Source organism: Paenibacillus pini JCM 16418 (genome assembly GCF_000576305.1).
GTDB lineage: Bacteria > Bacillota > Bacilli > Paenibacillales > Paenibacillaceae > Paenibacillus_AQ > Paenibacillus_AQ pini.
On sequence record NZ_BAVZ01000004.1, the window covers coordinates 1 to 13,719 of the forward strand.

The 13,719-nt window shown below is 33.3% G+C and carries 10 protein-coding genes; 9 read left to right on the top strand and 1 reads right to left on the bottom strand.

The window, feature by feature from the left end:
• Nucleotides 1-163 precede the first annotated feature (163 nt).
• The 8 genes from JCM16418_RS07175 (at nt 164) to JCM16418_RS07210 (ending at nt 6,469) form a co-directional block, all read left to right on the top strand.
• Nucleotides 164-1,117 (top strand): Ig-like domain-containing protein, encoded by a 954-nt coding sequence (locus tag JCM16418_RS07175; RefSeq protein WP_036647198.1) that lies wholly within the window; start codon nt 164-166, stop codon nt 1,115-1,117.
• Between the two features lie 6 nt (nt 1,118-1,123).
• Nucleotides 1,124-1,606 (top strand): YomW family phage-derived protein, encoded by a 483-nt coding sequence (locus JCM16418_RS07180; RefSeq protein ID WP_242403742.1) that lies wholly within the window; start codon nt 1,124-1,126, stop codon nt 1,604-1,606.
• Entirely contained in the window at nt 1,603-2,328 is a 726-nt protein-coding gene (locus JCM16418_RS07185; protein WP_036647199.1) for a hypothetical protein, read from the top strand. Before JCM16418_RS07180 ends, JCM16418_RS07185 begins: the two co-directional genes overlap by 4 nt.
• 19 nt (nt 2,329-2,347) lie before the next feature.
• Entirely contained in the window at nt 2,348-3,115 is a 768-nt protein-coding gene (locus JCM16418_RS07190; protein ID WP_036647200.1) for a YomU family phage tail tube protein, read from the top strand.
• Nucleotides 3,116-3,402: 287 nt separating this feature from the next.
• Nucleotides 3,403-4,386, top strand: coding sequence for a tyrosine-type recombinase/integrase (locus JCM16418_RS07195; RefSeq protein ID WP_036647749.1), 984 nt, complete (start codon nt 3,403-3,405; stop codon nt 4,384-4,386).
• The gene (locus tag JCM16418_RS07200) at nt 4,383-5,504 is read left to right on the top strand and encodes a hypothetical protein (protein WP_036647201.1); all 1,122 of its coding nucleotides are present in this window, start codon (nt 4,383-4,385) and stop codon (nt 5,502-5,504) included. The genes JCM16418_RS07195 and JCM16418_RS07200 overlap by 4 nt, the downstream gene beginning before the upstream one ends.
• Nucleotides 5,505-5,601: 97 nt before the next feature.
• Nucleotides 5,602-6,093, top strand: coding sequence for a YomO family phage-derived protein (locus JCM16418_RS07205; protein WP_036647202.1), 492 nt, complete (start codon nt 5,602-5,604; stop codon nt 6,091-6,093).
• Nucleotides 6,062-6,469, top strand: coding sequence for a YomN family phage-derived protein (locus tag JCM16418_RS07210; protein WP_242403743.1), 408 nt, complete (start codon nt 6,062-6,064; stop codon nt 6,467-6,469). Before JCM16418_RS07205 ends, JCM16418_RS07210 begins: the two co-directional genes overlap by 32 nt.
• Nucleotides 6,470-6,501: 32 nt before the next feature.
• On the opposite strand, the gene JCM16418_RS07215 is transcribed toward JCM16418_RS07210, so the two are convergent.
• Nucleotides 6,502-7,101: a hypothetical protein gene (locus tag JCM16418_RS07215; RefSeq protein ID WP_036647204.1), complete on the bottom strand. Its 600-nt coding sequence runs from the start codon at nt 7,099-7,101 to the stop codon at nt 6,502-6,504.
• 192 nt (nt 7,102-7,293) lie between these two features.
• Between JCM16418_RS07215 and JCM16418_RS07220 the strand changes: the two genes are divergently transcribed.
• Nucleotides 7,294-13,686 (top strand): phage tail tape measure protein, encoded by a 6,393-nt coding sequence (locus JCM16418_RS07220; RefSeq protein ID WP_036647206.1) that lies wholly within the window; start codon nt 7,294-7,296, stop codon nt 13,684-13,686.
• The last annotated feature ends 33 nt before the right edge of the window (nt 13,687-13,719 follow it).

Below are 13,719 nucleotides of genomic sequence, written 5' to 3' on the forward strand. Positions count from 1 at the left end.
AAAAAACATGAAGTTTACATCTGATTTCAAAAACATTTCCTTTTCTATCGTAATAAATGGGCACTATACTCAAGCACTAATCAATGGATATATCAGACAAAAATTCTAAAAAATAATATCTAGACCTGATGAAGTTTTTAAAGCAGGTGATCATATAGTCTGGATGGAAAACGACTGGCTTATTACTGAGATGGATGATAATCAAGAGATATACTGCCGTGGTAAGATGTCTAAATGTCCATCTTCTCTTAAATGGCAAGATCAATATGGATACATTCATGAAACATGGTTTGCTTACATTTCTGATACTATGAGTAATTCTGGTATTAAAGAAGACCGTGTTATGAAGTTAGATAATGAACGTCGAAATATAATCTTTCAAAATAATGATCATACAATTTCGTTTGATAAAGAGAAACGGTTTATATTTGACAGGCGTACTTGGAAAATTACAGATATAGATAGGCTTGATCCCCATTTAATTACTGCCGTGTTAGAAGTTACTCCAACTGATAGCGTAAAAGATAATACATCATTGCGTGTTGCTGATTATGTTAATCCTAACTATGAAATTACAGTAGATAAAATAAGTGTTTTACTGAAACCTTCTGAATCTTACCAACTACATACAGAAGTAAAAAACAACGGAATCACTCTTATTAATCCTATCCTCTCCTTCTCATCATCTGATCAATCTATATGTACAGTAGATAATGACGGTTTAATATCATCTGTATCCGAAGGATCAGTTGTGATAACAGTAAATTATAAAGAATCGTACAAACGGATTACTGTAGTTGTCAATAGTAAAGATTCACACAAACTTACAGTAGATATATTCGACAATTCTACAACTAATAAATTTATCATCACCAAGTCTAAATCTAAAGAATTTACATGTGTCTTCAAGGGCAATGGTCAAAGTATTGTTTCAGAGGCTTGGTTTAGCTTAACTGATGTCAATGGTAACCCGACTAACCTTGCCACAATTACTTCTCAATCGAATAACTCATGCATTGTGCGTGGAGATAATATCGGATACGTGTTAATGAATGTAGCTAGTGCTGATAAGACCATTATTAATTCAAAACAAATACAAGTTAAATCTGCAATTTAGGAGTGAGTGAAACTGAGTAAATTAGAGAACTTAAGTAAAGACAAAGCTACAATAATGCTCAAGTTGGCTGACTCCCAGAATCTTTGCAAAGCATTGTATTATTCTGAAGATAATTTCTTGGATCAGCCAGACATTGAAGATACATCCGTTCTGTTTTATGACAAGATTTTTCCTTATAATAGAGTACCTGACGTTCAAACAGATAAAAACTCTTATATAACAATGGGTTTTAGGGATTACAGAAAAACAAGTAATAAAATGTTTAAGTCTGGTTATTTATACATCTATGCATTTACTCACAGGGACAAGGTAAAAACTGATCACGGCTTTCTTAGATATGATTTTATGATCTCTGAAATAGATAAATTGCTGAATAACAGCCGTGGGATTGGATTTGGAAAATTAGAATTTTATAAAATGGATGAATTTTATATTAACACAGACTATATTGGACTGTATATCGTTTATAAGGTTTGTGATCAAAATTGAATAATCTTATTTCAGAAGATATTGAGGCTAAACTATTAGCTAATCTTCCTATTGATATTGGGAATGGTTTGCTATACTATCCTACTCCATTTATAAAGGCAGTGGACATTGGGCTCTCTACCTATAACCTTTATGTCTCTCTATTTTTAATTGACAAAACCTCAATAAATAAGGCCATAGATGATCGAATAACCAACTTCGATATATTTTATGCAAACTGCTACCATGATACTGAGTTTAAAGATGCCGCGTTCTCTGCGTTGCGTCTTTTTTTCATGGAAGAGCCTGAAATGTATGAGGATATAGAAGGGGTTTCTATAATATTCCCTAGCAATGGCTTAATTCTTAATTTTAAAAACTTTGACAATTTTCAGCTTATATTGAAGACTGTTCACCATCTTAAAACTAATAATAAACCAGAGTTTAACCCTAAAGACTCACGAGCACAAGCAATGATAGATTTGATCCTTAAACAAAGAAAACAACAACCAACACCAAAGGAAAAAATGACCTTAGTTAGTATTGTTTCAGGCCTTTCATGGAAGTCTAATGGGGTTTCTATAAAAGAAATTCTTGATTTAAATATCTATCAAATTTACAATGGTTTTTTTACTACTAACAATATTGACAACTACCATCACACCTTATCCGCTATCTATGCAGGAACAATTGACAGTAAAAATATTAAAATGGCTGATATGCATTGGGCTAACAAACCATAAAAAATGGAGTGAATTATTAATGACAACACCAAATATCTGGGCAATTAAAGAAGTAGCACTTGCTACATTTTATGATTTAAAAACTGGTAAAGCAAAAGTACAACTACCGAATTTGAAGACTGCTGGGATTGAAAATAGTGGTGAAACAAAATACTCACAAGGTGGTCGAGGAAATACTAAAGTAGTTGGGTTCTCTGGGAATCGTGGAGGTAAAGTAACTCTTCAAGACTGCGTATTTACCAATGAAGTAATTGCAATGATGACTGGAAATGATATTAAAACAGGAGTTAAAAATATTGTACAACGTCAAGAGTTAAAAGTTAACATGAACAAAGCTATTTTAGATTATACGCCTGTAGAAGCATCCAATGGTCTTATCAGTGTATATATTTTGAACCCTGATGGTACTCATGGTGAAGAAATTACATTTACTACTGGAACAGTAGCAGCAACAAAATATACTTTAGCTGCAAAGACACTAACCTTCTTCGCTACTGAGTTACCCGATGGTACAGATATCGTTGCTTATTACAGAGTTGCTACAGATTCCACTGCTAAGACTATAACAGTTTCTACGGATAAGTTTGCTGGCTCATATAAAGTCATTCTTGACTGCCTAGTTCGTGATACGGTTAATGAAGAAGACTATGCGGCTCAAATTGAAATTTTTAAGGCGAAAATGGAAGATAACTGGAAAATAGACACAAGTGCAGATGGAGATCCTTCTGTGTTTGATATTCCATTAGAAATCCTTAAGCTTCTAGGGGCACTAAGACCTATGAAATGACTATTTATGACGAGGGCGCACTGTCAAAGCTTTAGGAGTCTTTCTATCAGCGACACAATACATAGAATTATAAGGAAGACTAAGATTTCAAAACAATAGTTGGCTACTCACTAAAGAGTGGTCAACTTTCTATTTTTAGGGCATTTTCTAAAGCCTTCTTCTAAGTAAGAGAGTTATATAAAGTGTCTTTAGACACATTTTTTTAATAAGATGAAATGGATGTTTTATGCACAGGTGTTGTTTTGAGTTAGGAAGGAATGATTTAAGTGAGTGAAATTAATAAAAATATGTTAAGAAATATTGCAGAAAAGCTAACACCTATTGATGACGAGAAGTGGCAAATGGTAAACGAGGACTATCGTAGTCTAGTTGAAGAGTACATCTCAGTACAGGAACATAGCCCTAAAACAAAAGAACAATACAAATCAGGTTTAAGGCAATTTGGATATTATGTTTTTAAAAATATGAATAATAAGCCATTTCATAAAATCTCTAAACGTGATTTTCTAAGGTACATAAGCTTTCTACGTGAAACAAGAAAAATGTCTTCAAGTGGTATTAATCTAAAAAAAGCCTGTGTCTCTAGTCTTTGCAACTATATAGAGAATGTAGTCGCTGATGATGATGATAACTATAAAACGTTCCGTAATTTTACCCGTGGTCTCCCTGCTGTTACAAAAAATCATGTATTCCATAAGGTCAAAATAAGTAAAGATGACTATGACTTAATAATGAAAACACTAATCGATGATGAAAATTATTTGGGTGCTGCTTGGGTAGCGTTTGCTTTTAATGTTGGGGCACGGAGAGCTGAGATTCCTCAATTCAAAGCTGAAATAGCCAAGTATCCGATTCCTGAAGGAAGCAATTATGTTATGTCTCATATCATACGCTTAAAAGGTCGTGGAGAGGATGGAAAACAAGAACCGTATATGATTAATGAAGAAGCATTAAAGTATATTAATTTATGGTTTGAAAAAAGAGGATATGAACATGATTATATATTTACAGTAAAGTACGGAGGCCAAATAAGTCCTATTTCTGAATCTTGGACAAATGATTTCTGCAAAGAAACATTATCAAATATATTGAACAGAAGAATTAATCCTCATCTATTCAAAGCTTCTTGCGTCACATATTTGCTTGAAGTTAAAAAGATACCCATTGAACTAGTTTCAAAATTCGTTGCACATCATGAGAATATAGCCACTACTATCGCACACTATGACTTACGGGATTTTGCTGAAGAAAAGAACAAAATATTCGGATGAATAAATTAGATAAACTAAAGCTTGAAAAGGTATCGAATTATTCCACAGATGATAGAAATACATATAAGGATGTAGATGCCTATATCTATGCTTTATCGGATGATAATTTAAGAGTTATAAAACGTCGAAATTCTCTACCAGCAAGATTTTTTAGATCTAATCCATATACATTTGACAACATTAAGTTATATCTTAAAAATAAAACTATTGGAATTGAATTAATTAGCACAGAAGCAAAAAATGGAATGGAACCATTAGAATTCAAATGCATTATTCATGGGCTATTTAATAAAAGTTGGAACGAAATTAAAAATGGTCAATTTTGTCCTCAATGCGGTCGTAATAAAGGAAGCGAAGCAAGAAAGAACCTTTATGTAGATGTTGTATCTGCTTTTAAGGCTAAAAATCTGAAGCTTATATCTAAAGAATACGTCAATAACGAAAGCGACTTGTCATATATATGCTTAAAGCACCAAGACAGAGGGATTCAAAAAATAACTTGGGGAAACTTTATTTCTCAAAAGGGTTGCAGATTTTGCAGTAAAGAAAATACTGTTAAAAAACAAACAAAATCAAATACCAAATTTGAGAGTGAATTATTTTTAGTGCATGGCAATAAGTATGATATGCAAAGTCAATATATCAATTCTAAAGTAAAAGTTCAGGTGTATTGTACGGATTGTTTAACTTTATTTTCAGCTAAGCCCAACCATTTATTAAATGGACATATGGGATGTTCTTGTAAGTCCACGTCTTTGGGTGAAGATAGAATAAGATCCTATTTAAATTTTAAAAAGATAAAGTATCAACAACAATTTCGATTTGACGACTGTAAAAATAAAAAACCACTTCCCTTCGACTTTGCTGTATTTTCAGAAATAGACAACCTTATATTCTTGATTGAATTTAATGGTAAACAGCATTATAAAAATACTGGATGGTCGAGTAATCCTTTAAAGTCAGATGAGTATTATAAGAAACAAATATATAATGATTCAATAAAAATAGACTATTGTAAAAGAAACAACTTGAAGTTAATTGTAATCCCTTATTGGGATATAAATAAAATAGATAATATTCTAAATAATGAAATAGAAAAATTTGATTTTATGCAGTAAAAATAATAAAAATTAATCAATCTATTGTCACAAACCAACCTTTTCTCTAAAAGGGTTTTTTCATTTATTTTAATAAAAAATATAGGGAGATGTATATATGACTCAACAAAAAAAGTTAACACTTATTGATCTAAATAGATTTGAAAAGGAATTAGACAAGACAAAGAAAATTAGCATCCTAGATAATAAGTACGAAGTTAATATTCACACTACTTTTAAAGACTCAGACATTGAAGACTTACTTCATGACTTTCGTACAATTATTGAAAAACTATCAAATACTCAGAATGTAGAACTTAGAAATGTTTATTCAATTTACTTAACTCTAATTCTTAGACAATTTACTGATATTCCTATTACTGAAGAGAATGAAATTGTTGAACTAATTAGAATTTCAAAAGTACTAAAAAACAAAGGAATTACCAATGAGGTGTTTAATGAAATTCCACAAGATCAACTTGATTATTTGACCCAAAAGGTTAAGAAATCGTCTGATGCATTAAATCAACTTCTTAAGGATACTGAGGTGGAAAATGGATATACAGAACCCAAAGCAGTTGGAAGCGATTCTGAAAAAGAAAGTAGCTAGCGCACTACTTATAGATGTGGCTAATACTACAAAAAACACCATGAAGGAAAAGATGGATGATGAGGTTTATATACCTTATACACCAAAGATGTATGAACGAGAAAAAAGCCATGGTGGATTAACCGACGATAGGAATATTCTTGTTAACTTAATCAATGAAACCACACTATCTGTAGAAAGCCATCGTATGGATGAAGAGAGAAATGTTAGTGAAATTGTGGAGTCTGGTAAAGGCTATCAATATGACTTCCCTTTCAATGGCGTTCCAAGACCATTTACTGAAGCTACTAGGGAAGAGCTCCTTAACACAGGCATTCATACTGCTTCACTTTATCGAGGGTTAAAGAGGCAAGGACTTACAGTAGAAGTTAAATAAAAGAGACCTTAGAAATAGGTCTCTTTATGTTTTTAATTTTGAATTGTAGTAAGTCTTCCATCTGAAAAGTATAAGTAATTATTACTTCCATAGACCCATTGCTCATCAACACCTGTTGCTGTTGTTGTTTTATATACTTTTTTCGGTTTACCCCAAGATGATTTCAATACTTGATCTTTACTCATTCCGATAGTTACACCTGATTTGCTCTCAGGTTCTGCCTTTATAGCTTTGGCCTTTGGTTCTAAGTATGCTATTTTATAGTCGATTTCTTCTTGATTAATAATACCATCAATCGGTAATAATTCTTTATAGCGGTTGTATGAGTTTAGATAATATCCATCTCTTTCCGATTCAGCAGCTAGAGAATATGTTAACAAATTAAATTCCATTTGTTCTTCTTGGGGAATTGATTCTATTTTTACTTCACCCCAATCACCATATTTAGCAGTAAGATCATCATCAATAATATTAGCACTCTCTCTAAATTTACCCTCGCTAATAAGTTGAATTGCCTTATCATTAATAGATTCTTCTACCTTAGCTTCTTTAACAGGTGAAGGGGAAGAACATCCTGAAATAACTATTGCTAATAGTAGGAGATAAGCACCATTTAATAATTTTTTGAACATGAATATGTCTCCTATCTGAAGAACATCAATTATAAAGCTAATGGGAATTAATATCATAAATATAAAGTAATTCTATATTTAGTAGGTGAAACAGTCAACATCTAATAGGGTGTTGGCTTTTTTGTTTGCTACTACCCACGGAAGTATCAATTGTCACTTCCTTTTTTATCATATGAAAGGAAGTGAACACATTTGAGTGAAAGTTTAAGAATATTGATATCTGTTGGTTTAAAAAACACCGCCGTTACGGATATCAATAAGGAATTAGAGAAACTATCTAAAAATCCATCATTACAAAAATTAAACGTTAAGATTAATATCGATCAAAGCTTTACAAAGACTATTAATAGTTTTATAGAAGTAACGAAAAAATTAGATCAAGCTCTTCAAAAGCAAAATCAAGTGGTTAATGAAACAATAACTACATACAAAAAATTAGATGGCTCGATTGAAAAAGTAAGGGAGAAACATTTAGCAAATGGATCAATCATTACACAAACGAACAAAAAAGTTGATGAACATAAACAAAAACTCAACCAAGAAACATCCGCATATGAAGCTCAAAGAAAGACAATTCAACAACTTGAAAAAGAATTGGTTGGCTTTAATAAAACAAGCGCTCAGACCATTAAAAATGGTACAGGAGCTATAACTGGCTACAAGAATACATATGTTAGTCCGACAGGTCAGAAATTAACAGCCACTGCTGATTCAGAAGGTATTGTTAATAAATATGCTCAAACAAGAGATTACGCCAAACAATTAAGTGATATTCAAAAAATATCCGATGGTCGAATGAAATCTGAAATTCGAGTTAGAGAAGAAGAACGAAAAACAAATGAGGCTCAGCAACGTGCAATACAAAAAAATGCTGATTCTGAACGAGAACAATATTCCAAAAAGCTCAATCAGCTTAAGGAGTTTCAACGAAAGTATGAAGAGTCCTATGCTAAAATGGGATCACAAAAACTTTCATTAGACAACGCTCAAAAACTTGATAACTCTATTTTGCAGACTCGAAATTTAAATGTCGCTGATCCCAATTTAGCAAATAAAATGAGAGATATTTCTAGAGCTTTTAATGATGTAGGTCAATCTGCTAAAGCAAGTACGACTGGCATCTCAGCTTTCATTAATAGTGCTACTAAGCTAGCCTCACATGTACCTGTTTTCATGGCTGTGCACACCGCAATTTATGGTGTGTTTAATGCTATCTCAGAAGGCTTTAAAGGTATGATTGACATTGAGTCTAAAATGGCTGGTTATATCCAAACAAACGAACATTACTTTAAATCTTTAGATGGTGACGGATTAGACACTAAAAAAGTGAATGACCAAACCAAGCAATTTATTATCACAGCACATGCTCTTGGTGCTGAAATAGGAGAAGTAACGGAATCGGCTCGTTTATGGGGTCGTATGTATAAAGACGTTGGTGTCGTGCAAGAATTAGTTCGTCAGTCTACCATGCTCTCGACGGTAGACTTAGTCTCACTTGAAGATGCCACAAAATCCATGGAATCTGTACTTGCTCAGTATGGAGTACAGCTAAAAAATACAGCAGACGCGCAATTGTATGGTAATCGTATTCTCGATTCATGGTCAAAGGTAGCCCATGAAACTATGGCTCCTGCAAAGGATTTAGGCGCAGCATTTGAACGAATGGGTAAAATAGCTTCAGAAACTGGCGTTTCCTTTGATTTTATGAATGGTCTCGTATCTTCTGGTGTCCGTAATACAGCCCTCAGTGGTGAAAACTTGGGTAACATGTGGAAGACGGTACTAGGTACAATTCGGACAGATAAAGCCGTTAAAGAACTTGAGCGACTTGGAGTAAAAACTAAGGATGTTGTTAATGGTGTCGAACAATGGCGTAAAGCTGAAGATATTCTACTCGATTTATCGATATCTGTTACCGATAAAAATTATGATCTTACACAATCTTATGCGGACATTTCTCGTGGTGTATATCAATATGCAAAACTAGCTGCATCGCTGAATGCTGGTGACATACTTCTTGGCACATCTAAATCTATTAATTCAACTGGTAGTACAGTTGAATATTTAATGACTCAAATGGATACGATTCAACGTAAATCTTCTCAAGTAAAAACATCATTCTTAGAGATATTTAATACGGCTGGTGATAATGGTTTACGTAGCACACTAAAAGGAATCTTAGATGTGATTGACCAGTTATTGTTAGGAATTAACAAAATACCTAGTGGAGTAATCGGAGCTAGTGCCGCGTTTGTTGGTTTAGCTGGAGTTGCTGCATTAGCTAAACAACCTATAATTAATTTTATTACAGCACTTGGGGTATTACGGACTGCAAAGGTTGCAGATGTAGCTGCTACTGCGGCGAACACTGCTGCAAATAGTGTTAATATAATATCATCAAATGGAATGACATTATCTACTGTGCAAAAAACGGCTGCTACCTCAACCTCAATTGTTGCTACTGAAGGGGCAACTATTGCTACTGGAGGACTAGCTACTGCACAAGCAGCGGCAACAGTTACGATGGGTCTCATGACAGGCGGTTTAACCATACTTGTAGGAGCGCTAGCAGTTTGGGCTGTCAGTGCTGGAGCGGCAGAAAAACAACACAGAGACACAACACAAAAAATTAAAGATGAAATCGCAGCAAATAATCAACTAATAAGTCAGCAGAATAGACAGGCTGAATTCTTACCAAAAGTCGTTAAAGCTTATGATACATATAATAAACTATCTACAAAGCAAACATTGTCTAATAAACAACAACAAGATGTTAAAAAACAACTTGCGGAAATAGAGCAAGTTCTTAACGAAACGGTACAAGAAGGTGGACTTGCTAGACTCAAAGCGGCTGGCATGAGTGAAGCAGCACTTAATCATGAAATTGATTTAATTAATCAAAAAACCGAAGCTGACAGAGCAGCCAACAAAGAGAAGCTTAAAGGACAAATTGAAACCAATGATAAAGAAAAGATAGATAAATATAATCAACTTATTGCGAAAGAAAAGGAACTTAAAGAATTACAAAAGAAAAAGGATTCGGCTTTAGACCTAGATACATCTCATATGTATACTAAAAAGATTTATAAGGTATCCAATCAGCTTGAAGTCTTAAAAACAGATTACGCAGATCTTGAAAAGAACCAAAAAGATTACAATGATCAGCTTATGCAGTTAAATAGTGATCAGTTTGATCAATTAACTGGCGCAATGGGAAAGCTAACTGAAGGAACAAAAACCGCGGAAGAACTAACTGAGGAACTTAACAAAGGGTTTGAAGAAACGGTTGACTCATTATCTAATCTAGCTTCAGCTTATGAAACGTTAAACAAAGGTGAAAGCTTATCAGCAGACACCATTGTGAGCCTTATAGATAAGTATCCTCAACTGGCTTCTTACTTAGCTCAAACGAATGATCTCACTTTCAACAAGGGTGAATTATTAAAAAAAGTTGCTGAGATTGAACGCAAAGCTAGAATTGATGAATATCAGAATTCTATTGACTCAATCGAAGTAACTCGGAGTGAGTTAATTAAGAAACAAGATCTATATCGGCAATATTTTGAGAATATGATCGCTACAAAACAACCTTTGGATAATTGGATGTTCGGTTCTGCTCTTACGAATGAAGAACAAAAAGCATTGGATTCGTTTAATACGGACACGGAAGCATTACAGGCGAAGATCAAAGTACTTAACCAACCTTTATCATTCTTTAACACTAAAACTGAAGACAAAAAGAAGCAAAAAGAATCTAATAATACAATCAGTGAAACAAATGAACTGCTCACAGAGACCCAAAAAAGACTGGCTGCAATTAAAAATGAACTGAGTGATCTTGAAAATAAGCGCAGTCGTATTAAGCAAGGATCTAAAGCATATCGAGATTCTATAGCGCAAGAAAATAAGTTATTAGAAGAGCAACGATCACTACTTAAAGATGGAATTAAGAATCCAAACAAACTTTTAGCGCAGAAAGTAACAACGACAACTAAAGTGCCAAGTGATTCCTCCTCTTCTGGTTCTGATTATTCATCTAACAATTCAGGTGTCTCTTCTCTTCTGTCCACAGGAAAAGAATTGCAAGGGAAATTTACATATAAACAAGTCAGTGGTGAATACAAGGGAACATTTAATCAATTTGTTCAGGGAGCTACTAGTGATTGTTCTCAATTTGTACAGGAAATGTTTAAAGAATTCTTAGACATTAAGTTACCTCGAACAGCCGCAGAGCAGGCAAAAAAAGGCACTAGTGTTAAAAAAGAAGACCTCCAAGAAGGCGACTTGGTTTTCTTCAATACAACAGGAAAGGCTAATTCTCACGTTGGCATTTATTCTGGTAATGGAAAAATGCTTCAAATGGGAAATAGTGGACTTAAAGAATCTGACATCAATAGTTCGTATTGGGCTCCAAAGTATCAGGGCGCTAAACGAATAAGTGGTGCAAGTTCTTCAAATGTCACTGTTTCTAGCTCTAGTTCTAGCTCTAGTAAAACTAAAGTGAGAATTAAAAATGCTTCAGAAAGCGATAAGAATCAAGCGATTCTAGAGGCAACCTCACAACTCTCTGATACTGAATTAAAGATATATCAAAATAAAGTTAAATATATAGATGATGTTATTTTAGAGTCACAGAATAAAATTGGTAATTATGATAATCTGATATCAAAATCACAAGTTAAGCAATCACAATATATTGAAGCTTCAAAAGAATGGCAAGCTGAAGAACTAGCTCAGATTGCTTTCATGGATAAACAACAAAAAGAGCTAGATCTTAACAACAATAACGTTAAATGGCTTGTTCAGAATAAAAAGATAACGGCTGGAGAATTTGATAAGCAGATTGCAGATAATGAACTTAAGCGACTTGAGATTGAAAAGCAAAAGCAAGAAAAATCATTTTCTATAATTATTAGTAGATTAGATGTATATACTGGCAAAATTGATGTACTTAAAAATAAACTCGATGAATCAACTGCTAAAATGGGGTTGATGACCGAAGGAACAAAAGAATATAACGATGCGCTTCAAGCTCAAATTCCTTTACTAAAACAAGAACAAAAAGAACATCAATCTAAAATTGATCTTATTAATTTACAGCTTCAGAATAATAAATTAACTGCCGCAAATAAAAAAGAATTAATTTTGCAATTACAGGCTGAAACAACTGCATGGTTAGATAACGAAGCAGCAATTAAGACGAATATTGAAAGAATGGCTCAACTTCGTCAAAGTGCAGCAGATAGAATCATAGATGAATACAAGAACATGTTGCAGAAACAACAGAAGCTTGAAACGGATGCTCTAGATAAGCGCACAGAGATTGAAAATAAACGTCATGATCAAATAAAAAAGAACCTTGATGAAGAGAATAAGTTATTTGAAGATGTCATTAATGCTCAATTAAAAATGCTTGATTTGCAGAATAACAAGGATGATTATGAGAGTGAATTAAACAAAAAACTCAAAGATCGTCAAAAATTATCCGACGACATCAATAAATATGCACGAGATGATTCAATAGAGGGTAAGGCTAAGAAAAAAGAACTTCAAGAGCAATTGGATGCTAAGAACGAAGAGATAGATAAATTTAAACTGGATCGTGACCGTGAATTACGAAAACAGAATCTTCAAGACCAACTAGATGATCATAAAAAACATACGGATAAAATTAGTGAAGACGAAGATCAACTAAACAAAGATACATTAGATAATATTGAAAAAGAAAAGAAGGCTGTAGAGCAGAAATATAGCGACATTCTTGATAACGAGAAGTATTTTTATGATTTAAAACAAGGATTGCTAAGTAAAGATTCTGAGGTAGTCAAAACCACTTTAGCTGAGATGCAAACAGGTTATGATACTTATTTTGGTCAATTGAAGAGTCATGTCTTCGATACGAACCAAGAATTTGAAAATCTAAACTATACGCTTCAAAAGAGTTTAGAAATGCTTCAAAAATACTCAAATAGTGATTATTCTGAAAATAACGACTTTAAATCTGGTTACACTCCTTCATCACCTTCAACCAATAGTGATACCAGTAAAGAGAAGGTTGCTGCATGGAATAGCTATCTCAATAACAAGAAATCCGCAGAATCTATTACTCAGCAGGTTGTTACTCTAAATAAAACAAAACCTAATTCGGCAGATATAGCAAAATTAAAGTCACAATTAGATAACCTGAAAGCTCAAAATGACTCCTTGCGTACAAAATACGGATTTCCAGATGGAAGTTATAGTGAGTTGAAAACTAAAGATATATTTTCTGCTGAAACAGGTGGAATGACACCTTCTTTCTCTGGAGGAAAGTATCTTCTAGCACATGAAAAGGAATTAGTCCTTAAAAAAGATGACACTGCTAATTTAATTAAAGCAGTCATTCTTAATAGAGATCTTACTCAACCGAATTATCCATCAATGCAGAATATAACAAAAAACAATGGGTTAGATTCTAGAGACAATTCTTTTAAAGAAGGAGATGTTTACATGAATATCCGAATTGATAAAATTATTGGTGATGAAAGTGGCGCACAAACAGTCTTTAGTAAAATTCAAAAAGGTATGAAGAAATTAGGCAGATAAATGGTACTGAGTGGGATTCAATATTCCCACTCT

What these genes read in the sequence shown, in the direction of transcription:
- JCM16418_RS07175 (WP_036647198.1), top strand. Translation starts at nt 164, where the DNA reads ATGGAAAACGACTGGCTTATTACTGAGATGGATGATAATCAAGAGATA.
- JCM16418_RS07190 (WP_036647200.1), top strand. Translation starts at nt 2,348, where the DNA reads ATGACAACACCAAATATCTGGGCAATTAAAGAAGTAGCACTTGCTACA.
- JCM16418_RS07195 (WP_036647749.1), top strand. Translation starts at nt 3,403, where the DNA reads ATGTTAAGAAATATTGCAGAAAAGCTAACACCTATTGATGACGAGAAG.
- JCM16418_RS07200 (WP_036647201.1), top strand. Translation starts at nt 4,383, where the DNA reads ATGAATAAATTAGATAAACTAAAGCTTGAAAAGGTATCGAATTATTCC.
- JCM16418_RS07205 (WP_036647202.1), top strand. Translation starts at nt 5,602, where the DNA reads ATGACTCAACAAAAAAAGTTAACACTTATTGATCTAAATAGATTTGAA.
- JCM16418_RS07215 (WP_036647204.1), bottom strand. Translation starts at nt 7,101, where the DNA reads ATGTTCAAAAAATTATTAAATGGTGCTTATCTCCTACTATTAGCAATA.